The sequence below is a fragment of the Streptomyces sp. NPDC026575 genome, from assembly GCF_055567415.1.
The window spans coordinates 63,772-90,642 of the sequence record NZ_JBVHQM010000018.1 but is presented as its reverse complement, the minus strand read 5'-3'; the positions used below and the strand labels follow the sequence as shown (position 1 = coordinate 90,642).

Sequence of the window (26,871 nt, the reverse complement as noted above, 5' to 3'; positions counted from 1 at the left end):
CTCGGCGACGGCGGAGGCGGGTGACGCGGCGGGGACGGGCCGGGCCGGGCGACGGGGTGGGGTCGCCCGGCCGGATGATCAGTCCACCAGGTCCCGCACGACGGCGTCGGCCAGCAACCGCCCCCGGAGGGTCAGCACGGCCCGCCCCGCCTCGTACGGCGCCGGCTCCAGCAGCCCGTCGGCCAGCGCCCGTGCCGCCGCGCGCGCTCCCGCCGGGGCGAGGATGCCGAGCGGGCAGCCGTCCGACAGCCGCAGTTCCAGCAGGATGCGTTCGACGCGGCGGTCCTCGTCGGCGAGCACCTCGCGCCCCGCGCCCGGGGAGCGGCCCTCGGCCAGGGCCTGGGCGTAGGCGCCCGGATGCTTGACGTTCCACCAGCGGACGCCGCCGACGTGGCTGTGGGCGCCGGGGCCGGCGCCCCACCAGTCGGCGCCGGTCCAGTACAGCTCGTTGTGGCGGCAGCGGGCGGCTTCGGTGGTGGCCCAGTTGGATACCTCGTACCAGGTGAAGCCGGCGGCGGAGAGCCGCTCCTCGGCGATCAGGTAGCGGTCGGCGTGGACGTCGTCGTCGGTCATCGGGACCTCGCCGCGGCGGATCCGGCGGGCCAGTTGGGTGCCCTCCTCGACGATCAGGGCATAGGCGGAGATGTGGTCGGGGCCGGCGCCCAGGGCGGCGTCGAGGGACGCCCGCCAGTCGTCGTCGGTCTCACCGGGGGTGCCGTAGATCAGATCGAGGTTGACGTGCGCGAAGCCGGCCGCGCGGGCCTCGGCGACGCAGGCTTCGGGGCGGCCGGGGGTGTGCGTGCGGTCGAGGATCTTCAGGACGTGCTGCCGGGCGCTCTGCATGCCGAAGGAGACGCGGTTGAAGCCGCCCGCGCGCAGCTCGGAGAGGTAGCGGGGGTCGACGGACTCGGGGTTGGCCTCGGTGGTGATCTCGGCGTCCGGCGCCAGGCCGAATTCGTCGCGGATGGCCGCCAGCATGCGGGCGAGGTCGGCGGCGGGCAGGAGGGTGGGAGTGCCGCCGCCCACGAAGACCGTCTCGACCGGGCGCGGATCGTCGCCCAGCACCTCGCGGGCCTGGCGGATCTCCGCCACGACGGTGTCGGCGTAGTTGTCGCGGGAGGCCAGGGCGCCGCCGGAGCCGCGCAGCTCGCTCGCGGTGTAGGTGTTGAAGTCGCAGTAGCCGCAGCGGGTCGCGCAGTACGGCACGTGCAGATAGAAGCCGAGGGGCCGCCCGGCCGCCCCTGCCAGGGCATGACGGGGCAGCGCCCCGTGCTCGGGCATCGGCTCACCATCAGGCAGTGCGGAAGGCATGGGAACCATTGTCCGTCATGCGGCACGGAGCACGCTTCACCCACCGGAACGGCTGGGAATGCCTGGTGAGGAATGCCTGGTGAGGAATGCCGGGTGGGGCGTGCCTGGTGGGGGGTGCCGGGTGGGGCGTGGCCGGTGGGGCGTGCCGGGATGCTGACGGGAATACCCTCCCCGCCCCTCCCGTTGTGGCCCCGAGGGGGCCCAGCCACCCCCTACGGGATCTGTTCCCACCCGCCCTAAGGTAAGCGCCACCCCCTGCGGGATGACGCCACGGGGCGCCGCCACGGGATGCCGCCACGGGATGCCGCAGCCCCACGCCGGACCGCCCCGCCCCACGACCACCCCACCTCGCCCCGCCCTACGGCGGACCGCCCGACGCCTGGAGGACCAGGAGGGCCAGGTCGTCGTCGGGCGGGGTCGGGTCGAAGGCGTGCACCGTGTTGCGGATGTGCTCGGCCAGGGCGGTGGCGCCGAGGCCGGCCCCGGCGGCGAGGGCCGTGGCCAGGCCGTCCTCGTCGTCGAAGAGCCGGCGCCCGGAGCGGCGCTCGGTGACCCCGTCGGTGACGCACAGCAGCGTCTCGCCGGGGCAGAGGTCAAACGATTCGCTGACGTACGCGGCGTCCTCGACCACCCCGAGCAGCATCTGCGGTGCCGCGACCACCCGGACCGCGCCGTCCGCGCCCAGCACCAGCGGCAGCGGGTGGCCGGCGCTGGCGAGGGTGCAGCGGGCGCCTCCCGAGTCGCCGGGGTACGGGACGATCTCGCCGTAGAGCAGGGACAGGAAGCGGGCCTGTTCGCCCTCCTCGCGGATCTCCACCGGCGCCTCCGCCCCGGCGCCGGCCGCCGCCACCGCCGCCGCCACCGCCGCGACCGAGTCCGCCGCCTCCCTGGCCATGGTCTTGTTGAGCCGGTCGAGCACCTCCGCCACGCCGAACCCGTCGCGGGCCAGCAGCCGCAGCACCGGCCGGGCGAGCCCGGTCACCGCGGCCGCCTCGGGCCCGCTGCCGCAGACATCGCCGAGCGCGAAGCACCAGCGGCCGTCACCGGCGTCGAAGAGGTCCCAGAAGTCGCCGCCCGCCCAGGCGCCCTCGCGCGGCTCGTAGACCACCGCCGACTCCACTCCGGGCACCTCCGCCCGCCCCCGGGGCAGCAGCCGGCGCTGCAGCACCTGGCTGATGCGCTCCTGGCGGCTGTACGCGCGTGCCGTGGCCACCGCACGGGCGACCCGCCGCCCCAGGTCCTCGATCAGGACGACGACCTCGTCGGGGATGCGCGGCAGCCCGCCCCGGCCGAGCAGCAGCGTGCCGAACCGGCGGCCGCCGGCGACCAGGGGGCAGGCCAGCGCCGCGCCGCCCGGCTCCTCCGTACCCGGTTCGTCCGGCCAGGGCCAGGGGACCGCGGTGGGCGCGCGGCCCGGCGCGGCGGTGCCGGGCACTTCCGGCGGCTGTTTCTCCAGTGCCGTGCGCAGCGCATCGATCCGGCTCTCCCTGCTGTGCCAGACGCGGGCGAGCCGCTGCTCCTCGACGCTCGCCGCGATGCCCCGGCCGGGCGCGCCGCCGTCGCCGTCGTAGAGCCAGACGGCACACCAGTCGGCGAGCCGCGGCACGATCAGCTGGGCGGCGAGCGCGGCGACCTGGTCGGCGTCGAGCTGGCCGGAGAGCAGGTCGGATGCCTCGGCGAGGAACGACAGGGCGCCGGTCTCGACCCGGTCGGCGTCCAGCTCCCGGCGGGCGGCCCGGCGCGGTGCGGGGGCGAGGAGCTCGGCGGCCCGCAGTTCGCGCTGGAGCAGCTGATCGGCGTAGGCGATCTCCGGCTCGGGCCGTGCGCCGGCGTCCGGCGCGTCCACCGGCAGGCGGAACCACACGGTCTTCATCGCCCGGCGGTAGGTGATGCCCCAGGATTCGGCGACCGCGCTGATCAGCTGCAGTCCGTGGCCGCCGCTCTCGGAGCTGTCGCCGTCGGCGGTGGCGCTGTCGGACAGGGAGCCGTCGGATACGGGGCCGCCGGACGCGGTGCGCCGCGCGCGGGCGCGGATCGGCTGTGCCGGATGGCGGTCGGAGACCTCGATGACGACGCCGGGTACGGGAGCCGGATCGGCCTCGTCGTTCCGCTCGCCCGCCGCCTGAAGCCGGCAGCACAGCTCGACGGTGGTGCCCGCGTGCACCACCGCGTTCGTCACCAACTCGCTGACCAGCAGCACCGCTTCGTCCGCGAGCCGGTCGGTGAGCCCCTCCACGCCGGGCAGCCGCTGGGCGGCCCAGTCGACGAAGGCGGCCCGGACGAACTGCCGGGCGGCGGCAGCGGCCTGCGGATCCCCCGGCAGGCAGGCCCGCAGGGAGCGGGCGGCGGGTCCGGCCGCGGGTGGGGCATCGGCTCCTTCCGCCGTCGTGCGCGTCGCCATGACGTCGTCGTCCCGTGGAGACGATGTGGTCGTCCGCATTGAGCAACTCCCGAGCAGCTCCGCTACAGCGCCGGATGCGCCACCGACAGAGTGACAGAACGAGCGCACACATAAGCACTGAGTCACGGAAGTGGGTGGTCACAGCGGTCAATTCGGCTGACGCGCCGGGGGAGTTGGCCGACGCGCCAAATGCGCCCCGGGGACTTGCGCGGACGACTTCGGCGGCGGGTCCCGTCCCGTACGGGAAGCGGCGGGGTGGGGACGGTACGGGAACGGCACGGGGCGGCGCGGGGAACGGGGCATGGGGGCGGGCCCTCCCCCTGCCCTCCCCCACGCCGCCCAGGAGCCGCTACGCCTCCCGCGCCCCCGCGTACATCTCCTCCAGCAGGTCCTTGAACGTCCGCTCCACCACCGGCCGCTTGACCTTGAGGCTGGGGGTCACCTCGCCGTGCTCGATGTCCAGGTCGCGCGGCAGCAGCCGGAACTTGCGGATCTGCTGCCAGCGCTGGAGCCCTTCGTTGACCCGCTCGACGTAGCCGTCGACCAGCTCGCGGACCTGGTCGGTGGCGACGACCTCGGCGTACGACGCGCCGGCCAGGCCGTGTTCCTTGGCCCAGCCCATGATCGTCGGCTCGTCGAGGGCGATCAGCGCGGTGCAGAAGTTCCGGTTGGCGCCGTGCACCAGCACGTTGGAGACGAACGGGCAGACCGCCTTGAACTGGCCCTCCACCTCGGCCGGTGCGATGTACTTGCCGCCCGAGGTCTTGATGAGGTCCTTCTTGCGGTCGGTGATCCGCAGATAGCCGTCGGCCGACAGCTCGCCGATGTCGCCGGTGTGGAACCAGCCGTCCTCCTCCAGGACCTCGGCGGTCTTGTCCGGCAGCCCGTGGTAGCCCTGCATGATGCCGGGGCCGCGCAGCAGGATCTCGCCGTCCTCGGCGATCCGGACCTCGGTGCCGGGCAGCGGCTTGCCGACCGTGCCGGTGCGGTATGCCTCGCCGGGGTTGACGAAGCTGGCGGCGCTGGACTCCGTCAGGCCGTAGCCCTCCAGGATGTGGATGCCGGCGCCGGCGAAGAAGTAGCCGATCTCCGGGGAGAGCGCGGCGGAGCCGGAGACCGCGGCGCGCAGCCGCCCGCCGAAGGCGTCGCGCAGCTTGGCGAAGACGAGGGCGTCGGCGATTTTGTGCTTGGCGCCGAGCGCGAACGGCACCGAGGCGTTGCCGGTGCGCTGGAAGTTGTCCTGCGATGCCTTGGCGTACTCGCGGGCCACCCCCGCGGCCCACTGGAAGATCTTGTACTTGGCGCCGCCGCCCTCCCGGGCCTTGGCCGCGACACCGTTGTAGACCTTCTCGAAGATCCGCGGTACGGCGGCCATGTACGTCGGCCGCACCACCGGCAGATTCTCGATGATCTTGTCGACCCGTCCGTCCACGGCGATCACATGCCCGAGCGCGATCTGCCCGGCGGTCAGCACCTTGCCGAAGACATGCGCCAGCGGCAGCCAGAGGTACTGCACGTCCTCCTCGGTGACCAGCCCGGTCGACTGGATCGCGCGGGCCATGTACGACCAGCAGTCGTGCGGCAGCCGTACGCCCTTGGGGCGGCCGGTGGTGCCGGAGGTGTAGATCAGAGTCGCCAGCTGGTCGGCGCGCAGCGCGGCGACCCGCTCCTTGACGCACTCCGGGTGCTTCTCCAGATAGGCGGCGCCGCGCTTCTCCAGCTCGGCGAGGCTGAGCACCCAGCCCTCTGGGTCGTCGGCCGCGGGTTCGGCGCCCGCGTCGTCGATGACGACGACATGCGCCAGGTCGGGCAGCTCCGCGCGCCGCTCCCGCGCCTTGGCGAGCTGGCCGGCGTCCTCCGCGATCAGCACCCGGCTGCCGGAGTCGGCGAGGATGTAGCCGGTCTCCTCGGCGTTGGTGCTCGGGTAGACCGTGGTGGTCGCGGCGCCCGAGCAGAGCACGCCGAGGTCGGCGAGGATCCACTCGACGCGGGTGTTGGCGGCCAGCGCCACCCGCTCCTCGGGCTGTACGCCCAGTGCGATCAGTCCGGCGGCCACGGCGTAGACCCGGTCGGCGGCCTCGGCCCAGCTGACCGCCTTCCAGTCGTCCGGCCCCTGGCCCGAGGCGGGCGGGACCGGATAGCGATATGCCTCGATATCGGGCGTGGCCGCGACCCGATCCAGGAAGAGGTTCGCCACCGAAGGCGGCCGGTTTTCGATCAGCGTGTAGGTGTCCGTCACGGCGTCCTCCGGGGCCCGCTTCATTGCTGGTGACTCGCGAGTAACCTTGAGCGTGATCAGACTAGAGCGCGTCGCGCCGCCGCGTAAGGGCCTGAGACCGACTCGTTCACGATGTGACCAGTGCGATAGGTGTACGTAGCACGCTCATCGCCCGATATGCGGGGCCGGGCCGGTCACCGCCCACGAGACCACAGCAGGCGACAGCCGTCACGCCACGGCGGATCGGCGCGCTCCGCATTCATCCCGATGCGCGCCCCGTCGCCCGGTGCGCGCTCGCACGCCCCGGTCTGCGTTCAGAACCCCGGTCTGCGTTCAGAAACCCGTACGCACCCCGGAAGGTCCGCGCACGCCCCGGAGCCCGGCCCGGGGAAGGGACCGAGCCCCCCAATGGAGCCCCCGGCGGACAAGGAGGCAGGCGGGGCGCCCCTGGGAGGCGGACAGGGCGCCGACCCCGTTCGGGGGCCGACGCCCTGTCCGTCCGCGCTCTCGCCGCGTACCTCTGCCACCAGGGGCGCTACTTCTTCTTCTCGCCGCCGTCGTCCGAGGACAGCACCGCGATGAATGCCTCCTGCGGGACCTCCACGCTGCCGACCATCTTCATCCGCTTCTTGCCTTCCTTCTGCTTCTCCAGCAGCTTCCGCTTACGGGAGATGTCACCGCCGTAGCACTTGGCGAGGACGTCCTTGCGGATGGCGCGGACCGTCTCACGGGCGATGACCCGGCTGCCGATGGCGGCCTGGATCGGCACCTCGAAGCTCTGCCGCGGGATCAGCTCCCGCAGCTTGGCGACCAGCCGCACACCGTAGGCGTACGCCTTGTCCTTGTGGGTGATCGCGGAGAACGCGTCGACCTTGTCGCCGTGCAGCAGGATGTCGACCTTGACCAGATCGGCGGCCTGCTCACCGGTGGGCTCGTAGTCCAGCGAGGCGTAGCCGCGGGTCTTGGACTTGAGCTGGTCGAAGAAGTCGAAGACGACCTCGGCGAGCGGGAGGGTGTAGCGGATCTCGACCCGGTCCTCGGAGAGGTAGTCCATGCCGAGCAGCGCACCACGGCGGGTCTGGCACAGCTCCATGATCGCGCCGATGAACTCGCTCGGCGCCAGGATCGTGGCCCGTACGACCGGCTCGTGCACCTTGTCGATCTTGCCAGTCGGGAACTCGCTCGGGTTCGTGACCTCGTGCTCGGCGCCGTCCTCCATGTCCACGCGGTAGACCACGTTGGGGGCGGTGGCGATCAGGTCGAGACCGAACTCGCGCTCCAGACGCTCCCGGATGACCTCCAGGTGCAGCAGCCCCAGGAAGCCGACGCGGAAGCCGAAGCCGAGGGCCGCGGAGGTCTCCGGCTCGTAGACCAGGGCGGCGTCGTTGAGCTGGAGCTTGTCGAGCGCGTCGCGCAGCTCGGGGTAGTCCGAGCCGTCCAGCGGATACAGACCCGAGAACACCATCGGCTTGGGGTCCTTGTAGCCGCCGAGCGGCTCCTCCGCCCCCTTGGAGAGCTGGGTGATCGTGTCACCCACCTTGGACTGGCGGACGTCCTTCACTCCGGTGATGAGGTAGCCCACCTCGCCCACGGACAGGCCGTCGGCCGGCTTCATCTCGGGCGAGTTGGTGCCGATCTCCAGCAGCTCGTGCGCGGCGCCGGTGGACATCATCTTGATGCGCTCGCGCCTGCCGAGCGTGCCGTCGACGACCTTCACGTACGTCACGACACCGCGGTACGCGTCGTAGACCGAGTCGAAGATCATCGCGCGGGCCGGGGCGTCCTTGACGCCGACCGGGGCCGGCACCTCGCGGACGACCTTGTCCAGCAGCTCGGGCACGCCGACGCCGGTCTTGGCGGAGACCTTCAGCACGTCCTCGGGGTCGCAGCCCACCAGATTGGCCAGCTCGGCAGCGAACTTCTCGGGCTGCGCGGCCGGCAGGTCGATCTTGTTGAGGACGGGGATGATCGTGAGGTCGTTCTCCATCGCCAGGTAGAGGTTGGCGAGGGTCTGGGCCTCGATTCCCTGGGCGGCGTCGACGAGGAGGATGCAGCCCTCGCACGCGGCGAGCGAGCGGGAGACCTCGTAGGTGAAGTCGACGTGGCCCGGGGTGTCGATCATGTTGAGGATGTGGGTCGTACCACTTCCCTCTTCGCCCTCGGAGGGGCTCCAGGGCAGCCGGACCGCCTGGGACTTGATCGTGATGCCGCGCTCGCGCTCGATGTCCATGCGGTCGAGGTACTGCGCGCGCATCTGCCGCTGGTCGACGACACCGGTGAGCTGGAGCATCCGGTCGGCGAGCGTCGACTTGCCGTGGTCGATGTGCGCGATGATGCAGAAGTTACGGAGGAGAGCCGGATCGGTACGGCTCGGCTCCGGCACGTTCGTAGGGGTCGCGGGCACGCAGGATCCATTCAGTGAACGCGGGTAGGCGGGACTCGGGTATGTGACGTCTCCCCCATGGTCCCATGAGCGGCGGGGTCGGTCGGGTGTGGGCGGGGTGCCGGTCGCACCGGGGCGGCCGCGGGGCTTGCGCGGAGGGGTTCACGGCGGCCTCGTGCGAGGGGCGGGCCGCGCCTCGGGCGGGCGCCTCGGCCGCCGCGAAGGGCGTTACGGAGCGTGGGCCGGGCCGCTGCGGACGGGGGCCTCGGCCGCTCCCCGCAAGGGGTTCCGACCACCACGGGCCCGGTTTGGGAGGCCATGGACCCTGCTGGTAGCCTGGTCCACTGCGCTTCGTGCCCTCTCTCGTGCGTGGCGCAACTCGAAACTCCAACGAACCTGAAAAGGCTCTTTCGTGGCGAACATCAAGTCCCAGATGAAGCGGATCAAGACCAACGAGAAGGCTCGTCAGCGCAACAAGGCTGTCAAGTCCGCTCTGAAGACCTCGATCCGTCGCACCCGTGAGGCCATCGAGGCCGGTGACCTGCAGAAGGCCACCACCGCCCAGGCCGAGGCTGCCAAGAAGCTCGACAAGGCCGTCAGCAAGGGTGTCATCCACAAGAACGCCGCCGCCAACAAGAAGTCGGCGCTGGCGAAGAAGGTCGCGGCCCTCAAGGCCTGACCTTCCCCCGGAAGAAGGTCGCCGGCCCGTCAAAGGCCCTGATCTTCCTCCACCCGCAGCATCAGCTGCCCGTAACACCTCTGCCGACAGGGACCCAGCGGCCCCTCTCTCCGCTCCCTGGTCGGTGCACCACCGCGCCGCACACGGCCTGCGTTCGCCACGCGGGTGCGGCGCACCCGGCTCGCCCGGCGGCCTCCGCCGCCGACGAAGCCGCAGTCGCTTGACGCGAAGGCCCCGCCACTCCCCTTCCCCGGGGTGGGCGGGGCCTTTCGTCTGCCCGCGCCCTTCGCGCCTGCCTCGGCAGCTGCCCTTCGCGCGCCGTGCCCGCGGCCTTCGCGCCTCTCCTTTCCCGCGCGCACCTGCCCTTTCCCGGGCGCTCCGGCCGCCCCGGTGAGGGACGTAGATGCGGTCGTATATTCGGTTCAGCTGTCAGTGGGGTCCGCTACGCTGCGGCCATGTCCATCTCGGGGGATCCGAACCATCCCTACGCCCAGCCGCAGCCCAACCCCTACGGCCAGGTGCCGGCGCCGCAGAATCCGGTGCCTCCCCAGCAGAACCCCTACACCCAGCAGGCCCCGCCGGCGCAGCCCCCCGGCGTCGGCTACGGCTATCCGGCCGCCGGCGTGCCCGCCGCCCCCGCGGGGACGCCCGGCGCTTCGGGCGGATCCGGCCGCGGCGCCTCCGGTTGGCTCTGGGCGGTCGGCGGTGCGGTCGCCGCCTCCGCGATAGGGGCCTCGCTGCTGTTCGCCACGGGCGGCTTCTCCTCCGAGCCCAGTCCCGACCTCGCGGGCTACGGCTACACCAGCGATCTGTGCGCGTCGACCTCGATGACGCCGTTCGAGAACGCCGACTACGAGCCCAAGAAGAGCACCGGCTCGACCTCCAAGGACGCCAACCCTCAGCACAGCGGCGCGCAGCAGAAGTCGCTGGACACCATGTGGTGCAACGTCTCGCTGCAGCGGGAGAACGCCGGCAGCTCCGACTACTCCTCGACCTGGCTCTACAGCACCGCCACCCTGCACAAGAAGACCGACCCGGCGCCGGAGTTCGCCGACAACTACCGCTCGTACGAGAAGCAGGACACCTCGGTCGGCTACAAGGTCGAGTCCGTCGCGGGCCTCGGCGACGAGGCGTATCTGGTGACCCGGAACGACGAGGGCGGCAGCAACAGCTCCTCCTATGTCATCCTCGGCGTCCGCGACGGCTGGATGACCTACCAGTCGACGTGGTCGAGCTACGCGTCGAGCAGCAGCTCCACCAAACCGCCCACCGCCTCCGAGGTCGCGACCATGCTCAAGACCAGCGCGACGGAGACCCTCAAGCGACTGCAGAACTCGGGGTCGCGGTAGCCCTCACGGTTACGGCCATGGCCACGGGCACGGGCACGGCTACGGCTACGGCTACGGCTACAGACCGCGTAGGCGGCAGCGGGCGTACGTCGCACCGCTCCCGCCCCTGTACGTCACCGGGCCCCGCGCATCGCCGGGGCGGCGCCCCTGTACGTCACCACACCCCCGGCGCGTACGTCACCGGCCCCGCGCATCGCCGAGACAGGGCCTCAGCGCGACCGCGCCGCCCGGGCGACCGCCACGATGGCCTTCTCCAGGGCGTACGCCGGGTCGTCCCCGCCGCCCTTGACCCCCGCGTCGGCCGCCGCCACCGCCCGCAGCGCCGTGGCCACGCCGTCCGCCGACCAGCCGCGCATCTGCTGCCGTACCCGGTCGATCTTCCACGGCGGCATGCCCAGGTCACGGGCGAGGTCACCGGGGCGCGCGCCGCGCGGGGCGGAGGCCAGCTTGCCGATGGCCCGGACGCCCTGGGCGAGCGCGCTGGTGATCATGACGGGGGCGACGCCGGTCGCGAGCGACCAGCGCAGCGCCTCCAGCGCCTCCGCCGCCCGCCCCTCGACGGCACGGTCCGCGACGGTGAAGCTGGAGGCCTCGGCCCGGCCCGTGTAGTAACGCCCGACGACGGCCTCGTCGATCGTGCCCTCGACATCGGCCGCCAGCTGCGAACAGGCCGACGCCAGCTCCCGCAGATCGCTGCCGATCGCATCGACCAGCGACTGACATGCCTCCGGCGTCGCCGATCGCCCGGCCGTGCGGAACTCGCTCCGTACGAACGCCAGCCGGTCGGCCGGCTTGGTCATCTTGGGGCAGGCCACCTCGCGCGCCCCGGCCTTACGAGCGGCGTCCAGCAGGCCCTTGCCCTTGGCGCCGCCGGCATGGAGCAGAACGAGTGTGATCTCCTCGGCGGGCGAGGTGAGGTACGCCTTGACGTCCTTGATGGTGTCCGCGGACAGGTCCTGGGCGGCCCGCACCGCCACGACCTTGCGCTCGGCGAAGAGCGAGGGGCTGGTCAGCTCGGCGAGGGTGCCGGGCTGCAGCTGGTCGGGGGTGAGGTCGCGTACGTCGGTGTCCGCGTCGGCCGCCCGGGCGGCCGCCACCACCTGCTGCACGGCGCGGTCCAGCAGCAGGTCTTCCTGGCCCACCGCGATCGTGACGGGAGCGAGGGGGTCATCGTGAGCTGTCTTCCTGGCCATCGCGATCCAGCATCCCACGCCCCACTGACAACGCCGCCCGTGCGGCTCCCCCGGCCCCCCGCCGCCCCGCCCGCCGGAGCCACCGGTCTCCTCCCGGACAATGGCCGGGTGAACGACAACGCCCGCCCCGCACGCCATGTCATCGTCCTGCCCGACCGCGACGCCGCGGAGGAGGTGGCCGAGGCCCTGGCCGAACGCTTCGGCGTCACCGAAGAACCGCAGCTCCTACGGGACGCGCTGGCCGGCGAGGACGATGCCGAGGACGCCCAGTGGCTGGTGGTGGTCGAAGACCCGGACGCCGTCCACGACCCGGCGCAGCTGGACGGCCTCGCGGCGGAGTACGAGGGCTGGCTGGAGGCCGAGTAGCACCGACGGGCGGGGCCGGGCCCCGACGACCTCGGGCCCGCGCCCTCGCTTACGTGCCTGCCTGCGGCCGGGCGCCCGCCCCGGGCACCCGCCCCTTCGCCACCACGGGCTCCCGCTCCAGAACGATCCCGAAGTGCTCCCGATAGGCGGCGAGGACCTCGCCCTCCTCCACCTGGCGCTCCTCCCGCGCACCGTCCGCCCCGGTGATCACGAGCGTACGGCCGGAGAGCGTCACCCGACCGGTCTCGGTCAGCCGTGAGCACACCAGGGACTGCGTGAAGTGCGACTTCGGCGAGGTCTGGTGCCACCAGCAGCCGACCTCGAAGTCCGCATACGCACGCGGACGCTGCTCAAGCCGGTACTGGGGCGTGCCGTCCCGCAGCACATCGAGGTCCCCCTCGGCGGTCTCCTCGATCCGGAACACCCCGGCCGGATCGCTCTGTTCGGCACGGCTGTCCCAGCGCAGCGGGAGGTGGCTGTTCCGGCCGAAGCCGACATCCGCGAGCCAGGGCCCGCTGGGTGTCTGGACGCGCAGCGCGAGATGGTCGTACGGGATTCCGGGCCCGTCGGGACCGAAGACGCGGCCCGCGAGCAGTTCGACCTCGTAGCCGAGGGCCCGCAGCAGCATCGCGAAGGCGCCGTTGAGCTCGTAGCAGAAGCCTCCGCGCCGGGCGCCGACGATCTTGTCCAGCAGCGGCTTCTCCGCGAGCACGATCTCCTCGCCGAGGTGGATGGCGAGGTTCTCGAAGGGGACGGCGCGCAGATGGCCGAGGTGCAGCGCGCGCAGCGCGTCGGCGTCGGGAGCCGCGGGTCTTGCGGCCCCGATGCGGTCCAGGTAGGCGTCGACGGCGGTGGTGTCCATCAGGTGTGCGTCCTCTCCGAAGCGAACCAGCGGCGGGTCTGCTCCACCGCGGAAGCGGGGGTCCCCGCAGCGATATCGGCGATGGTCTGCGCCGCCAGCTCACGCCGCCAGGCCAGTTCGGCCTTGCGCATCGCCGTGGAGATTCCGCACGGCCGGCCGAACTCCCGGACGGGATGCTCGGCACCGGCTCCCTGCCGGCGGATCTCCTGACAGCGGAAAGCGTCTTCGGTGCCCTCGATCGCCGCGACCACGTCCATGAGCGTGATCCGCTCCGGCGCCCGCGCCAACTGGAAGCCGCCCCGGGCCCCAGGCGTGGACGTCAGGATCCCGGCCCGCACCAGGGCCTGCAGCCGCTTGTTCAAATAAGCCGCCGGCAACCCGAACGAGGCCGCCAGCCGGGCCGTGGAGACCGGCCCTTCCCCCTCCAGCCAGGCCAGCGTCACACAGCAGTGCAGGCCCCACTCGACGCCTTCACTCATCCTCATAATCTGGAGTCTACATATCCTGTTTCCGCCGAGCTCCCCGATTTATTCGGCACTCGGGCCCTACGGAATCACCTGGTGAGCCCGGACGACGAGCGGGGGCCGGTCCGGAAGGGGGAGCGACAGGATCCGGTCCTGGAGGGCGACGGACAGGGGCCGTTCCCGGAGGGAACTCCTCCGAAAAGGCTCCTTCACGGAGGCGAAAAGACAGCGGATGAACCTCTGATGACGGGCTGCCGAAGGGGGCTCGGGGTGCGGTGGAGGTCCTTAAGGTTTTGACGTTCCGTCGTCCGATCACCTGTGCGAGGTTGCCGTGGCTCTGCCGGACACCGAGACGATCCTCACCGCGGCCGGGCTCGTGGCGACGGCCGTGGTGTGGGCCGTGGAGCGGTTTCTGCCGGGCCGTAAGCGGATCGGCTATCGGGTCCAGATGGACACCGCGATCGGCATGAACCCCCAAGACGCGCACAGTCTCGTGCAGTTGAGGCTGCTGCGGCAGGACCAGGAGATCAGGGACGCGACGCTGGCGCTGCTGCGGTTCGAGAACGACGGCGGCAAGGACATCGTCCGGCAGGACTATCAGGAGCCGCTGACCGTCGAGTTCGCCGGACGCACCGTCATCGGCGCCGAGGTGCCGGACGCCAACCCGACGGACCTGGTGCGGATGCTGACCCGCAACGGCGGGGGGCTGCGGCACGAGGGCGGCCGGCTGTTCATCCCCAAGGTGCCGCTGAACAAGCGGAACCACTTCAAGGTGCTGGTGCTCCTCACGGGCTCCGATACGGACCAGGGCCCCGAGGGCGGCCGTGCCGGCGGAGCGGCCGGGACCGTGGCCGTCGGCGGGTTCATCAGCGGCGGACGGATCCGGCGCAACGCCCAGCGCTGGGGGCCGCGCAAGCTCAGCCTCGTGCTGGGGGGCACCTTCATCGTCCTGCTGGGGCTGCTCGGCGGGCTGCTGCTCAGCGGCCGGGTGTCGCCGGTGCCCGGCGAATGCGCCGCCGGGCGGCTGACCATCGACGGGTCCACCGCGTTCGCCCCGCCGATGCGGGAGATCGCCCGCCAGTACCGGGCCCGGTGTGCGGACGCCGAGATCACGGTCCTGGAGAGCGGCAGCCTGTCCGGCCTGGGCAACCTCAGCCGGGAGGCCGGGCCCGCATCCGCCGAGGGCCCCGGTTTCATCGCCGTGTCGGATGTACCGGCGCCGTCCCTCTACCGACGGCTGGAGGGCGACCCGGTGGGCGTCATCGTGCTCAGCCTCGTGGCCAACGAAAAGGCTGGCGTCGACGGTCTCACCTCCGACCAGATCCGGAAGATATACGACGGGACGTACACCAACTGGAAGCAGCTGAACGGGCACGACCTGCCGATCCGCCTCGTCAGCCGGGACGCCGGGTCGGGCACCCGCCGGGCCTTCGAGACGTCCGTTCTGCACAGCTCGGAGCCGGGCGTGGTGTCGTCCTACGACTGCGGCGACAAGGACCGCGACGAACGCGCGCGCCTGACGCGCTGCGAGGTGAACAGCACCAAGAGCCTGCTGGACGCGGTCGACCGGGTGCCGGGGGCGATCGGTTACGCGGAGGTCTATGCGGCGGCGCAACGGCGGCACGTGGTCAGCGTGCGGCTGAACGGGAACGAACCGGACATCGAGTGGGGACGGCAACGCGATTACCCCTTCTGGACGGTGGAGTACCTCTACACCTACGGGCGGCCCGAAAACGGCTCGCTGACCGCGAAGTTCCTGGCCTTCATGGACTCCGACACGGCGAAGAACATCATGCGGATGTACAAGCACGTGCCCTGCGCCGACCGGCAGAGCCTGCCGGTCGCCGTATGCCGGCCGTGAGAGGAGGGCCGGTGGGAGGCCCGCGCCCGGCGACCGCCGCCGAGAGCCCGGCCCGACCGCCCAGGACCGCGATCGCACCGTCGGTGTCCGTGCGCAGCACCCTGGCGCCCTGGGCGCGCAGCGCCGCGATGGTCCGGGACGCCGGATGCCCGTACGGATTGCCGGCCCCGCAGGAGATCAGCGCCAGGCGCGGCGCCAGCCGGTGTATCAGCGGTGGGTCCTGATAGGCGGAGCCGTGGTGCGCCACCTTCAGGACATCGACGGCGCCCAGCTCGGGGTGGGTCGCCAGCAGCGCCTGCTGAGCGGGCGGTTCGAGATCGCCGAGCAGGAGGAGGGTCATCCCCGCCGTACGGACGAGGAGGGTGACGCTGGAGTCGTTGGGGCTGTCGGCGCCGGCGGCGCCGTCTCGGCTGCCGACGGCAAGGGAGCCGCCGGGTCCGGGTACGCCCGGTGGAGCGGGAGGCCAGAGGACTTCCCAGGTCAGGGGGCCCAGGTGACGCCGCTCCCCCGGTGCGGCGGGGACCACCGGGATACCGGAGGCCGCGGCCGTACCGCGTACGAACCGGGCCTGTCCGGGCGGCTGCTGAAGCGTCGTGGTCTCGATGGCTCCGACCGAGCGGCCGCGGATCGCTCCGGGGAGCCCGTCCACGTGGTCGGCGTGGTAGTGGGTGAGGATGAGGAGCGGGATGCGGCGGATGCCCAGGTCGGTGAGGCAACGGTCGATGGCGCCCGGCTCGGGACCGGCGTCCACCACCAGTGCCGTGCCCTCCCCCGCCGCCAGCACCAGCCCGTCGCCCTGCCCGACGTCGCAGACCACGGCACGCCACCCGGGTGGCGGCCAGCCCGTGATGACGCGGGTCAACGGGGCGGGCCGGCAGACCGCCAGGATCACGGCCAGCGCGCACAGCGCACACAGCCAGGGACGGCGCAGCGTCCGGCGGCCGACCGCCACCAGAACCGCGATGACGGCCGCCAGCGCCAGTCCGCCCGTCCAGCCGCCGGACCAGCCGAACTCGGCTCCCGGCAGCGCCGCCCCCGTGCGGGCCACGCCGGCGATCCACTGGGCCGGCCAGCCCGCGCACCAGGCCAGCGCCTGGGCGACCGGCGGCGCAACGGGGGCGGCGGCGAGGGCGGCGAAGCCGAGGACCGTGGCGGGGGCCACGGCCAGCTCGGCCAGCAGATTGCAGGGCACGGCGACCAGGCCGACCCGGGCCGCGAGCACGGCGACGACGGGGGCACAGACGGCCTGGGCGGCGGCCGCGGCGGCGATCACCTCGGCCAGCCGGGGCGGTACCCGGCGCCGCTGCAGAGCCGCGCTCCAGCGTGGCGCGAGCAGCAGCAGCGCACCGGTGGCCAGGACGGAGAGCAGAAAGCCGTAACTTCGGGCGAGCCAGGGGTCGTAGAGGACCAGCAGCAGCACCGCCGCGGCGAGTGCGGGCAGCAGCGAGCGACGCCGGCCGGTGCCGATCGCCAGCAGCGTGATCAAGCCGCAGGCGGCCGCCCGCAGCACGCTCGGGTCCGGGCGGCACACGACGACGAAGGCGAGCGCGAGGGCCCCGCCGATGACGGCCGTCCCGCGGAGCGACAGTCCGAGGAGCGGCGCCAGCCCACGCCGCTCGGCACGCATGGCCAGATGCGGCGGGCCGATCAGCAGAGCGAGCACGATCGTCAGATTGCTGCCGGAGACGGCCAGCAGGTGTGTCAGGTCGGTGGCGCGGAAGGCGTCGTCCAGGTCCGGCGGCACGCGCGAGGTGTCGCCCACCACGAGACCGGGCAACAGCGCGCGGGCATCGGGACGCAGACCGTCGGTGGCGTCCCGGAGCCCCGCGCGCAGGCTTCCGGCCAGCCGCTGAAGGCTGCTGGGAGCCTGGACCTCGACCGGCGCCGCGTGCGCGGCGACCCGCAGGACGGCGGCCAGACGGTCGCCCGACGACAGCGGCGGTACGGCACGGGCCACGACCCGGATACGGGTCGACGGCAGCAACCCGTGCCATTCCGGGGACAGCCCCTGGCGCGGCTGGGTACGCTGCGCCGCTTCCGGCCCGCCCGCGGCCGCGGAGGCGGGCGGCCGGGCGTCGGCGGAGTTCGGCACTGCGGCGCCACTCGGGGGCTCCCCGTCGCGCACGGTGCCCTCACTGTCGCCGCGGCGGGGCTGCACGACCACCAGGGTCGGTGTGCGGACGGCCGTGATCGCGCCGCTGGGCGCGGTGACGCGGACGGCGTCGGCCGTGAACACCAGTGCCGGGGGCGTGCGTTGGGATCCGCGCACCCTGGGCCTGGTCAGCCGCGGGTCGCCGGTCACCTCCAGCTCCGCGGTGACCTGGGCGTACTTCCCCGCCAGGGCAGGCAGCGGCCCACGCCGGACATCCGCTGCATGCAGCGCCGCGGACGCCGCACCCGCGGCGGCACACAGCAGCACCGCGGCCAGCGCCACAAAGGCACCCGCGGACCACATACGGGGAGGACGGGGTCGGGGCGGACGAGGCTGGGGAGGACGGGGGCGGGGCGGCTGCGTTCCGCGCGGGCCGGTGTCGGGCCGTGACCCGTCACACGGCGGTTCGCCCCGCCCCGGCTGGCCCCGTGGTGCCTCGGGATCTGACACAACTGGGCCTGATAGCACAGGATCTGATGGCTCAAGGGATGCTGCTTCGGGGACTGGTGCCTCCGGATCAGGCGTACCCAGCTCCCCAGCCGCGGCCTCCGGCAGGCCACCGGCCCCGGGCCCACGTTCCGTCCGGCGCCGGACCACGGCCACCCGTAACGCGAGCGCTGCGAGAACCACGGCCGCACCGCAGGCCACGGCCACCGCACCACCGGGCATCCCCAGGGCGATCGCCGCGGCCGCCCAGGCCGCCAGTGCGGGCGCGACCAGGCGCAGATCGGCCGGGCCGTCCTGATGAGGGTCCGAGGCGCCGCGCGCGGAGGCCGCCATGGCGTGGACCGGGGGCCGCGGGCCGGTCATGGCTCCACCAGTGGGCGAAGGTCGGCGAAGCGGCGCTCTCCGATACCGGTCACCTGGCGGAGCTGCTCCACCGCGGTGAACCCGCCGTGCTGGGTGCGGAACTCGATGATGTGGCGGGCCAGGACGGGCCCCACCCCCGGCAGCGCGTCGAGCTGCTGCTCGGTCGCCGCACTGAGGCTGACCGGCCCGCTCGGCCCGCTGAGCCCGGACCCGGCGCCTGGTACCCCGCCGGCCCCCGCCGTGCCAGGACTATCACCACCGATCCCGGCCCCGGCCCCGGCCCCGGGCACACCGACGACGATCTGTTCACCGTCGGTCAGCAACCGCGCCCGGTTCAGCCCGCGGGTGTTCGCCCCGCGCAGCACACCGCCCGCTGCCGACAACGCGTCGATCACCCGGGAACCCGGCGGCATCCGGTGGATTCCGGGATGCCGGACCTTGCCGGTGACGTCGACGACCAACTGCCGTCCACCACCGCCCGGCGGACCATTCGCCATCGCGCCGGAAGACGATGCGGACGGCGGTGACGGCAGGGAGGACGATCGCGTGCCGGCCCCCGGGCCGGGCACGCCAGGCGCCCCCTCGACCGCCGGGGCGCGTACCGGCTCCGGGCGCCCGGCCCAGAAATGCTGGACGGCGAAGCCCACCGCGACCACGAGCACCAGCACCAGCGCGGCGAGCGCCTTCGGGTCGGTGCCGCACCGTAACTGCACCCACAGGGGCAGCCGTTCACGCACCGCGAGCCAGGCTCGCTCCCGGCGGCGCCGGGCGGGTGGATCGTGCCCGGGAGGCGGCGGTCCGGCCGGCTCAGCCGCACCTGCCTCGCCGAAGACCGCCGCGACACGGGCCCGTACGCGCTCCCGCTCCCACTCCCGCGACCCCGTCACTACGGATGGGCCCGACGGGTCGTACGCCCCTGCGGCCACCGATGAGGCTGCCGGGGCGGAGAAGGGACCTGACGTGGGAGAGGAGGAAGCTCCCGGGGAGAAGGGAGGAGCCGAGGAGGCGGACGAGGGCGAGGAAGCCGACTGAGCGGACCGAAGCGAGTTCATACCGACCGACGCTAAGCACCTCGCGCAGATCTCGCCGAGGCGCCTCAGAATCGGTGGACAACACCCGAGTTGTGGATAACCGCGTCACCCACAAGGGCACCCGGCAGCCTCTCTCAACGCGGTGAGATCACGGCTCCCAGCAGCCCCGGCCCCGTGTGCGCGCCGATCACCGCACCGACCTCGCTCACATGCAGTTCGTTCAGACCCGGGACCCGCTCCCGGAGCCTCAGGGCCAGCGCCTCCGCGCGCTCCGCCGCGGCGAGATGGTGCACCGCGATATCGACCTGGTCCTCGCCCGCGCGCTCCGCCGCGATCTCCTCAAGCCGTGCGATGGCCTTGGAGGCCGTACGGACCTTCTCCAGCAGCTCGATCCGCCCGTCGGCCAGTTGAAGCAGCGGTTTGACGGCGAGTGCGGAGCCGAGCAGGGCCTGGGCGGCACCGATGCGGCCGCCGCGGCGCAGATAGTCCAGGGTGTCGACGTAGAAGTAGGCGGACGTACCCGCTGCGCGCTTCTCCGCGGCGGCCACGGCCTCGTCCACGTCACCGCCGGCCTCCGCGGTCTCCGCCGCGGCGAGGGCGCAGAACCCGAGAGCCATCGCGACCATTCCGGTGTCCACGACGTGTACGGGGACCGGCGCGTCCTGGGCCGCCATCACCGCCGCGTCGTAGGTGCCGGAGAACTCCGAGGAGAGGTGCAGCGAGACGATGGCGCTCGCGCCGGCCGCCGCCACCTTCCGGTAGGTGTCCGCGAACACCGCGGGGCTGGGGCGGGAAGTCGTCACGGGGTGGCGCTTCTGGAGCGCCTGGGCGAGGGATCTCGCGGAGATCTCGGTGCCCTCTTCCAGGGCCTGGTCCCCCAGGACGACGGTCAGCGGAACGGCCGTGATGCGGTGGCGTTCGACAGCCGTCCGCGGCAAGTAGGCCGTGGAATCGGTGACGATCGCGACATGGCGGGACATGACTGGGAGGTTATCCGGGGATGCAGACGCCGCACAGTGCGGCCCCCTCCCGAAGATCTTCCAGGTTTCGCCAAGGCTCTGCCAAGTGCCCCCCGGGTGACTTTGTCATCCCCCTCGGCGCTCGTCATCGCCGTCGGCGTCGCCGTTGCGCTCGGCCGTGCTCTGGGGGGGTGCCGGCGCTTGCCTTCGTCATCGCCTTCCCCGGGGCCCCGCCCCGCCCCCACCCACCCCCGTCTCCTCCCGCTACGCGTTCATGTCGTCGTGCCCTCCGTTCGCGGGGCCTTCTGCCAGGGGTAGGTCTGCTGGGTGCGCGGGTCGCGGGCGGTGATCGCCTGCGGGGTCTCGGGGGACGGGCCCCAGGAGTAGTCGGCGTCGGTCGTGTCCGAGGCCGGGCCCCGCCGGGTGCCGGCGTCCGACGCGCCGCCTGCGGTGTGCGCCGCCGGGCGGGCGGGACCGTCCGCCCCCGGCCGGCTCGCGGCGCCGGGGCCGTGCTGCTGTCCTCGTCGCTCCTGCACCGGCTCCCGCAGGGGATCCGTGGTCGGCTCGTCCTCGGTCCAGTGCCGCAGCGCGCCCGACTCCACGTCGATCTGGTCGCTCAGCGCGGCGAGGTCGTCGTCGGCGAACTTGCGGGCGCGGTCGCGGGCCGCCCAGCGCAGCGACTCCGCGGAGTGGGTGATCCGCTCCGTACGCTCCCGCAGCTCCGGGAGGCGGGCGGTGATGGTGGCCCGGTCGGGCTCCCGCTCCAGGCGCTTGAGCTCGGCGTCCAGCTCATGGCCATGGGCGCTCAGCCGCTCGAAGAGGCCGATCGCCTCGCTGAGGGAGGCGTCTTCCGGGGCGCCGCCGTAGAGCACGTCCTGGGTGGCGCGCATGGACGTACGCAGGGAGATCCGCAGCTGCGCCAGCTCGCCGACGACGCCGGGCTGGGCGAGCTGGCGGGCCCGGAGGGCGGTGTCCTCGACGCTCCGGCGGGCCTGGGCGACGGTGCGGTCCACGCCGCGCTTGGCCGCCTTGACCGCCTTCACGGTCACCCACACCCCGGCCAGCACGAACAGCAAGAAGAGCAGTCCGAGGATGGCGGCAGCGGCTTCCATGGGCTCTCCCCAGGCACGGTCGGCGGCGCCGGTTCTCACCCGCGCCCTGTATCTCCACCGTAAACGGCCGGGGCAGGTTGCGGGTTCCTGACGAACCCCCAACCTGCCCGTAGGGGAAACCACCTATGGCCTGCCTGAAGCCTGCACCGGACCCGGCGCTGCCGCCCGGAGTGCCGACCGGAGCACCCGCCGGAGTGCCCAGCTCAAGCCGCCCGACGCAGCCCGGCCCGGCCACCACCGGCGCTACCGCCCGACACGCCCCGACCACGGCGCTACCGCCCGACACGCCCCGGCCACGGCCACCAGCCCCGCCGCCCCAGGTGCCCGGAACCGCTCCGGACCGGGCACCCGCGGCGACCGGCGACTACGCAGGGACGATGTTCACCAGCTTGGGCGCCCGGACGATCACCTTCCGGATTCCCGCGCCGTTCAGCGCCGCGACCACCGCAGGCTCGGCCAGCGCCGTCGCCTCCAGGTCCGCCTCGGAGATCGAGGGAGCGACCTCCAGACGGGCCTTGACCTTGCCCTTGATCTGGACGACGCAGGTCACGGTCTCGTCCACGACGTACGCCGGGTCGGCGACCGGGAAGTCCGCGTGCACGACGGTGCCGGTGTGGCCCAGCTTGCGCCACAGCTCCTCGGCGATGTGCGGGGCCAGCGGGGCGATCAGCAGGACCAGCTGCTCCGCGACGGAGCGGGGGATCGGGCCGCCCGTCTTGGTCAGGTGGTTGTTCAGCTCGGTCACCTTGGCGATGGCGGTGTTGAAGCGCAGGTTCGCCATGTCCTGGGTGACGCCGTCGATGGCCTTGTGCAGGGCGCGCAGGGTGGCCTCGTCGGGCTCGGTGTCGACGACGGTCACCTCGCCACTGGCCTCGTCCACGACGTTGCGCCACAGGCGCTGCAGCAGGCGGTACTGGCCGACGACGGCGCGGGTGTCCCACGGGCGCGAGACGTCCAGCGGGCCCATCGCCATCTCGTACAGGCGCAGGGTGTCCGCGCCGTACTCGGCGCAGATCTCGTCCGGGGTGACGGCGTTCTTCAGGGACTTGCCCATCTTGCCCAGCAGCCGGGAGACCTTGCCGCCCTCGTAGTAGAAGACGCCGCCCTCGTGCTCCTCGACCTCCGCCGCGGGGACGGCGATGCCTCGCGCGTCCCGGTAGACGTATGCCTGGATCATGCCCTGGTTGTACAGCTTGTGGAACGGCTCGGCGGACGAGACGTGCCCCAGGTCGAACAGCACCTTGGACCAGAAGCGGGCGTACAGCAGGTGCAGTACGGCGTGCTCGGCGCCGCCCACGTACAGGTCGACGCCGCCGTGCGGCTGACCCTCGCGCGGTCCCATCCAGTACTGCTCGACGTCCGGGTCGACCAGCTTGTCGGGGTTGCCCGGGTCCAGGTAGCGCATCTCGTACCAGCACGAACCCGCCCAGTTGGGCATGGTGTTGGTCTCGCGGCGGTAGCGCTTGACGCCGTCGCCCAGGTCCAGCTCGACGTTGACCCAGTCCTCGTTGCGGGACAGCGGGGTCTCCGGCTGGGTGTCGGCGGCGTCGGCGTCGAAGGTGCGGGGCGAGTAGTCCTCGACCTCGGGCAGCTCCAGCGGCAGCATCGACTCGGGCAGCGCGTGCGCCACGCCGTCCTCGTCGTAGACGATCGGGAACGGCTCGCCCCAGTAGCGCTGTCGGCTGAACAGCCAGTCGCGCAGCCGGAAGTTGACGGTGCCCTCGCCGATGCCCTGGGCGGCCAGCCACTCGGTGATCTTCGCCTTGGCCTCGGTGACGCCCAGGCCGTCCAGCGAGATCGTGCCGCCGGACGAGTTGATGATCTTCGCGTCGTACGAGGCGAAGGCGTCGTCCCAGGTGGACGGGTCGGTGCCGCGGCCGTCCGACGGCTCGACGACACAGCGCATCGGCAGCTCGAAGGCGCGGGCGAAGGCGAAGTCGCGGGTGTCGTGCGCGGGGACGGCCATGATCGCGCCGGTGCCGTAGCCCATCAGGACGTAGTCGGCGATGAAGACCGGGACCTGCTCGCCGCTGACCGGGTTGGTGGCGTAGACGCCGGTGAAGACGCCCGTCTTGTCCTTGGCCTCGGCCTGCCGCTCCACGTCCGACTTGGACGCGGCCTGCTTGCGGTACGCGGCGACGGCCTCGGCCGGGGTGGCGTGGCCGCCGGTCCACACGTCGTGGGTGCCCTCGGGCCAGGCGTCCGGGACGATCGAGCCGGTGCCGTTGTCGGCGCCCGCGATCAGCGGGTGCTCGGGGGCCAGCACCATGTACGTCGCGCCGAACAGGGTGTCCTGACGGGTGGTGAAGACGGTGATCTTCTCGTCGCCCACCGGGAAGTCGACGCGGGCGCCCTCGGAGCGGCCGATCCAGTTGCGCTGCTGCAGCTTGATGGCCTCCGGCCAGTCCAGCTGGTCCAGGTCCGTCAGCAGCCGGTCGGCGTAGGCGGTGATGCGCATGTTCCACTGGCGCAGCTTGGCCTTGAAGACGGGGTAGTTGCCGCGCTCGGAGCGGCCGTCGGCGGTGACCTCCTCGTTGGCCAGCACCGTGCCCAGACCGGGGCACCAGTTGACCGGCGCGTCCGAGGCGTACGCCAGGCGGTACTCGCCCAGGATGTTGGCGCGCTCGATGGGGCTCAGCTCGGCCCAGGGGCGGCCGTCGGGGGTCGGGCGGGTGCCGGCCTCGAACTGGGCGACCAGGGTGTCGATCGGGCGGGCCGCGTCCGCCTCCGGGTCGTACCAGGAGTTGAAGATCTGCAGGAAGATCCACTGGGTCCACTTGTAGTACGCCGGGTCGATCGTCTCGATCGAGCGGCGCGGGTCGTGGCCCAGGCCCAGCTGGCGCAGCTGGCGCCGCATGTTCACGATGTTGGCCTCGGTGGAGACCCGCGGGTGGGTGCCGGTCTGGACGGCGTACTGCTCGGCGGGCAGGCCGAAGGCGTCGAACCCCAGGGTGTGCAGGACGTTGTGGCCCGTCATCCGCTGGTAGCGGGCGTACACGTCGGTGGCGATGAAGCCCAGGGGGTGGCCTACGTGCAGGCCGGCGCCCGACGGGTAGGGAAACATGTCCATGATGAACTTCTTGGGGCGGGCCACCGCGGTGGGGTCCCCGGCCAGGTCGCCCTTCGGGTTGGGGGCCTCGTAGGTCCCCTCCGCCTCCCAGAAGTCCTGCCAGCGTGCCTCGATGTCGGCGGCCAGCGCGGCCGTATAGCGGTGCGGCGCTGCCACCTCGGCAGCGTTGGTCGTCTCGCTCATCGTCCTCAAAGCTCCATCGATCGTCTCTGCCTGCGGAAACGCGCCTCGTCCCCGGCGTCCGCCGGAAACAAAAAGACCCCTCGCACAGGAGGGGAAGCCGCGCCGATTCCGACGGGGTCGGTCATCCGTCGGTACTGATCAGCGCGGCCCGCTAAGCAGAAGGCGTACGGCACGCATGGCGTCAGGGTACCGCAGGGCGTACGGGGCCCGCGCTGAGGATTACCCCCAGACGGGCCCCGTCCCCCGTTACCCCTGGCTCCTGCCGCCGCTCCACCGGGGCACGGGCGGTGCGGGGAGGCGGTGCCGTGCCCCGGCGGCCGTCAGGGGCGGTAGGAGCTCACATATCCGGCGCCCGGAGTGCCCACGCCGGTGACGTCGTCGTAGCCGACGCCCGCATGCAGGGAGCTGTCCTTGCCCAGGCTGCGCAGCGAGGTCGTGGTGCCCTTGGCGTCGTCGGTGCCGTTGACGTAGTCCACCCGGACGACGGCCAGGTCCCGGCCGGCGCCCAGCGGGTGGTCGGTGACGTCGTGGTAGGCGGCGGTGCCGTAGCGCTGGTAGATGGCGGGGTTGGCGAAGCCGATGGCGACGCCGTGCCGGGCCTGCTGCGCCAGCGCCTGGACGCCCGCGATCACCGGCGCGGCCAGGGAGGTGCCGCCGATGCGGTACTCGTCGTAGCCGAGCGAACCGTCCGGCAGGGTCTGGGTCTGGCCGACCAGGAACCCGGTGTTGGGGTCGGCGACCGCCGCGATGTCCGGGACGGTGCGCATGGCGCCCTTCAGGCCGCCGCCGGAGAGCCCGTCCGGGACGACTCCGCGCTGGTAGAAGGGCTGCGGGACGGTCTTGCTGGTGCCGCCCCCGGCGCCTCCGTTGAAGGTGCCGGGGAAGCCGGCCCAACTACTGCCGTCCTTGGAAAGGACCGCCTTCTGGGTGCCCCAGCCGGTCTCCCACTGGTAGGCGTCGTGCTTGCCGACGGCCAGAGAGGTGCCGCCGACCGCGGTCACCCATGCCGAGTTCGCGGGGGTGTCGACCTGTTTGGTGCCGGTTTTGGCGACCTCGTCGCCGTTGTCACCGGAGGAGAAGTAGAAGCCGATGCCCTGTACGGCGCCCTGCTGGAAGATCTGGTCGTAGGCGGCGGCCACGTCCGGGGTCTCGTTCGCCTCGATGTCGCCCCAGGAGTTGGAGACGATGTCGGCGAGGTGCCCGTCGACGATCTTGCCGAGCGAGTCGAGCAGATCGTCGTCCATGCAGGAGGCGCCGCCGACGTAGACGATGTCGGAGTCGGGGGCGACGGCGTGCACGGCCTCGACGTCGAGGGTCTCCTCGCCGTACCAGCCGGCCGCGCCGCACTCCTCGATGTGCGTGTAGTCCTTGGGCAGCACCTGGGAGAGCTGGCCGCTGCGGTAACCGGGGTCGCCGTTGCGGGCGGCGTACCGGGCCGCGTCCGGGGCGATCGTCGGCGAGGCGTAGGCGTCGGTGATCGCGACGGTGACGCCCTTGCCGGTCCACTTCTTCGCCCCGTAGGCGGCGCGCAGCTGCCGGCCGGTGTAGCCCTTGATCGCGTACGGCGCCCTGCTCCCGTAGGCGGGCGGCAGCTCCTTGGCGGTCTTCGAGCCGTAGTACGAGGAGAACGGCCCCGAGTTGCGGAAGACGCCCTCCGGCGGGGGCAGTTCACCGGAGTGGTGCTTGGCGAGCTTGGGCGCGTTGTCCAGGCCGGTGACGGTCAGCACCGCGCCGGCCAGCGAGGCGGGCGCGGAGGCCGTGGTGGACGGCGCGTGGTAAGTGTGCCCGGCCTTGCGGTAGTTGTGCAGGTCGGTGGCGAAGGCGCGCTCGGCGGCGGCCGCGTCGCCCTTGACCGCGAGGTAGCGGTTGGTGGTGCCGGTGACCTTCAGGCCGGACTCTTCCAGCCAGTCGGTCACCTTGGCTATCTGGTCGTGCGTCGCGCCGTAGTGGGCGCGCACCTGGGCGGGGCTCAGATACTTCCCGTACGCGGCGGAGTGCGGGTCGGACACGGCCCTGGCGTAGTCCGCGAGGCCCTTGGCGTCGCGGCCGGCCAGGTAGACGCGGGCGCTGACGGCCGTGGCGGCGGCGGTGGCGCCCTGGTCGGCCTGCCGGGTGGCCCACAGGGGCTTGGTGCCCTGCAGCGCGTGCCGGCCGTCGTCGTGGCCCGCGGCGCCGGCGGCGGGCGCGCCGAGCGCGAGCGCGCCGGCGACCAGCGGCAGCGTCGCCGCCCAGGCCAGACGGGCGCGGGCACGCGGTGATCTGGTGCGGGTTGATCTCATGTAACCCCCTGTGTGCCGATGCGGTGCGCCGTGGGGTGGCTGCGCCGGTGCGGCGGTGCGGCACCTCACGAGCGGTGAATGCGCGGGATGTGGTGCTCACGCGGTTCGCCACTCTTTCGGTGAACCGTTCATGTCAGGGGCATGCGATCACCAAGAAGAGCCCAAGGAACGACAAGGGCCGGTCACGA

Annotated in this window: 17 protein-coding genes; 4 read left to right on the top strand and 13 right to left on the bottom strand. The window is 72.6% G+C overall.

Annotated elements, in window-relative coordinates; translation table 11 throughout:
- Positions 1-78 precede the first annotated feature (78 nt).
- From hemW to lepA, 4 genes are all read right to left on the bottom strand, one after another.
- Positions 79-1,311: a radical SAM family heme chaperone HemW gene (hemW, locus tag ACZ4NB_RS24595; RefSeq protein ID WP_467664740.1), complete on the bottom strand. Its 1,233-nt coding sequence runs from the start codon at positions 1,309-1,311 to the stop codon at positions 79-81.
- Between the two features lie 358 nt (positions 1,312-1,669).
- Complete coding sequence (locus ACZ4NB_RS24590; RefSeq protein WP_467664738.1) at positions 1,670-3,751, bottom strand: SpoIIE family protein phosphatase; 2,082 nt, start codon at positions 3,749-3,751, stop codon at positions 1,670-1,672.
- A 310-nt stretch (positions 3,752-4,061) separates the two neighbouring features.
- Positions 4,062-5,951, bottom strand: a complete 1,890-nt coding sequence (locus ACZ4NB_RS24585) for an AMP-dependent synthetase/ligase (RefSeq protein WP_467664736.1) — start codon at positions 5,949-5,951, stop codon at positions 4,062-4,064.
- Between the two features lie 514 nt (positions 5,952-6,465).
- Positions 6,466-8,334, bottom strand: coding sequence for a translation elongation factor 4 (gene lepA, locus ACZ4NB_RS24580; RefSeq protein WP_467664734.1), 1,869 nt, complete (start codon positions 8,332-8,334; stop codon positions 6,466-6,468).
- Positions 8,335-8,725: 391 nt separating this feature from the next.
- On the opposite strand from lepA, the gene rpsT reads away from it, so the two are divergent.
- Together rpsT and ACZ4NB_RS24570 are read left to right on the top strand one after the other, a co-directional pair.
- Complete coding sequence (gene rpsT, locus ACZ4NB_RS24575) at positions 8,726-8,992, top strand: 30S ribosomal protein S20 (RefSeq protein ID WP_393486936.1); 267 nt, start codon at positions 8,726-8,728, stop codon at positions 8,990-8,992.
- Between the two features lie 455 nt (positions 8,993-9,447).
- On the top strand, positions 9,448-10,341 hold the full coding sequence (locus ACZ4NB_RS24570; RefSeq protein WP_467664732.1) for a hypothetical protein: 894 nt from the start codon (positions 9,448-9,450) through the stop codon (positions 10,339-10,341).
- A 209-nt stretch (positions 10,342-10,550) separates the two neighbouring features.
- On the opposite strand, the gene holA is transcribed toward ACZ4NB_RS24570, so the two are convergent.
- Entirely contained in the window at positions 10,551-11,534 is a 984-nt protein-coding gene (gene holA / locus ACZ4NB_RS24565) for a DNA polymerase III subunit delta (RefSeq protein WP_467664730.1), read from the bottom strand.
- Positions 11,535-11,642: 108 nt separating this feature from the next.
- Between holA and ACZ4NB_RS24560 the strand changes: the two genes are divergently transcribed.
- Positions 11,643-11,900 carry a hypothetical protein gene (locus tag ACZ4NB_RS24560; RefSeq protein WP_467664729.1) on the top strand — a complete coding sequence of 86 codons (258 nt, stop codon included), beginning with the start codon at positions 11,643-11,645 and terminating at the stop codon, positions 11,898-11,900.
- Positions 11,901-11,949: 49 nt separating this feature from the next.
- Here the strand turns inward: ACZ4NB_RS24560 and ACZ4NB_RS24555 are convergent, their stop codons facing one another.
- Both ACZ4NB_RS24555 and ACZ4NB_RS24550 read right to left on the bottom strand, forming a co-directional pair.
- Positions 11,950-12,762: an arylamine N-acetyltransferase family protein gene (locus ACZ4NB_RS24555; RefSeq protein WP_467664727.1), complete on the bottom strand. Its 813-nt coding sequence runs from the start codon at positions 12,760-12,762 to the stop codon at positions 11,950-11,952.
- Positions 12,762-13,247, bottom strand: coding sequence for an RrF2 family transcriptional regulator (locus ACZ4NB_RS24550; RefSeq protein WP_467664725.1), 486 nt, complete (start codon positions 13,245-13,247; stop codon positions 12,762-12,764). The genes ACZ4NB_RS24555 and ACZ4NB_RS24550 overlap by 1 nt, the downstream gene beginning before the upstream one ends.
- Before the next feature lie 310 nt (positions 13,248-13,557).
- Here ACZ4NB_RS24550 and ACZ4NB_RS24545 point away from each other — a divergent pair, with 310 nt between their 5' ends.
- Positions 13,558-15,087: a PstS family phosphate ABC transporter substrate-binding protein gene (locus ACZ4NB_RS24545; RefSeq protein WP_467664723.1), complete on the top strand. Its 1,530-nt coding sequence runs from the start codon at positions 13,558-13,560 to the stop codon at positions 15,085-15,087.
- Here ACZ4NB_RS24545 and ACZ4NB_RS24540 read toward each other — a convergent pair.
- The 6 genes from ACZ4NB_RS24540 to ACZ4NB_RS24515 all read right to left on the bottom strand — a co-directional run bounded on the left by ACZ4NB_RS24540 (position 15,017) and on the right by ACZ4NB_RS24515 (position 26,683).
- Entirely contained in the window at positions 15,017-17,542 is a 2,526-nt protein-coding gene (locus ACZ4NB_RS24540) for a ComEC/Rec2 family competence protein (RefSeq protein WP_467664721.1), read from the bottom strand. The genes ACZ4NB_RS24545 and ACZ4NB_RS24540 overlap by 71 nt on opposite strands.
- Positions 17,543-18,045: 503 nt before the next feature.
- Positions 18,046-18,936 (bottom strand): ComEA family DNA-binding protein, encoded by an 891-nt coding sequence (locus ACZ4NB_RS24535; RefSeq protein WP_467664719.1) that lies wholly within the window; start codon positions 18,934-18,936, stop codon positions 18,046-18,048.
- 278 nt (positions 18,937-19,214) lie between these two features.
- Positions 19,215-20,060 (bottom strand): DegV family protein, encoded by an 846-nt coding sequence (locus tag ACZ4NB_RS24530; RefSeq protein ID WP_467664717.1) that lies wholly within the window; start codon positions 20,058-20,060, stop codon positions 19,215-19,217.
- A 251-nt stretch (positions 20,061-20,311) separates the two neighbouring features.
- Positions 20,312-21,151, bottom strand: a complete 840-nt coding sequence (locus tag ACZ4NB_RS24525; protein ID WP_467664715.1) for a hypothetical protein — start codon at positions 21,149-21,151, stop codon at positions 20,312-20,314.
- Positions 21,152-21,515: 364 nt separating this feature from the next.
- Complete coding sequence (locus tag ACZ4NB_RS24520) at positions 21,516-24,404, bottom strand: leucine--tRNA ligase (protein ID WP_467664713.1); 2,889 nt, start codon at positions 24,402-24,404, stop codon at positions 21,516-21,518.
- A 320-nt stretch (positions 24,405-24,724) separates the two neighbouring features.
- Positions 24,725-26,683: a S53 family peptidase gene (locus tag ACZ4NB_RS24515; RefSeq protein WP_467664711.1), complete on the bottom strand. Its 1,959-nt coding sequence runs from the start codon at positions 26,681-26,683 to the stop codon at positions 24,725-24,727.
- Between the last annotated feature and the right edge of the window lie 188 nt (positions 26,684-26,871).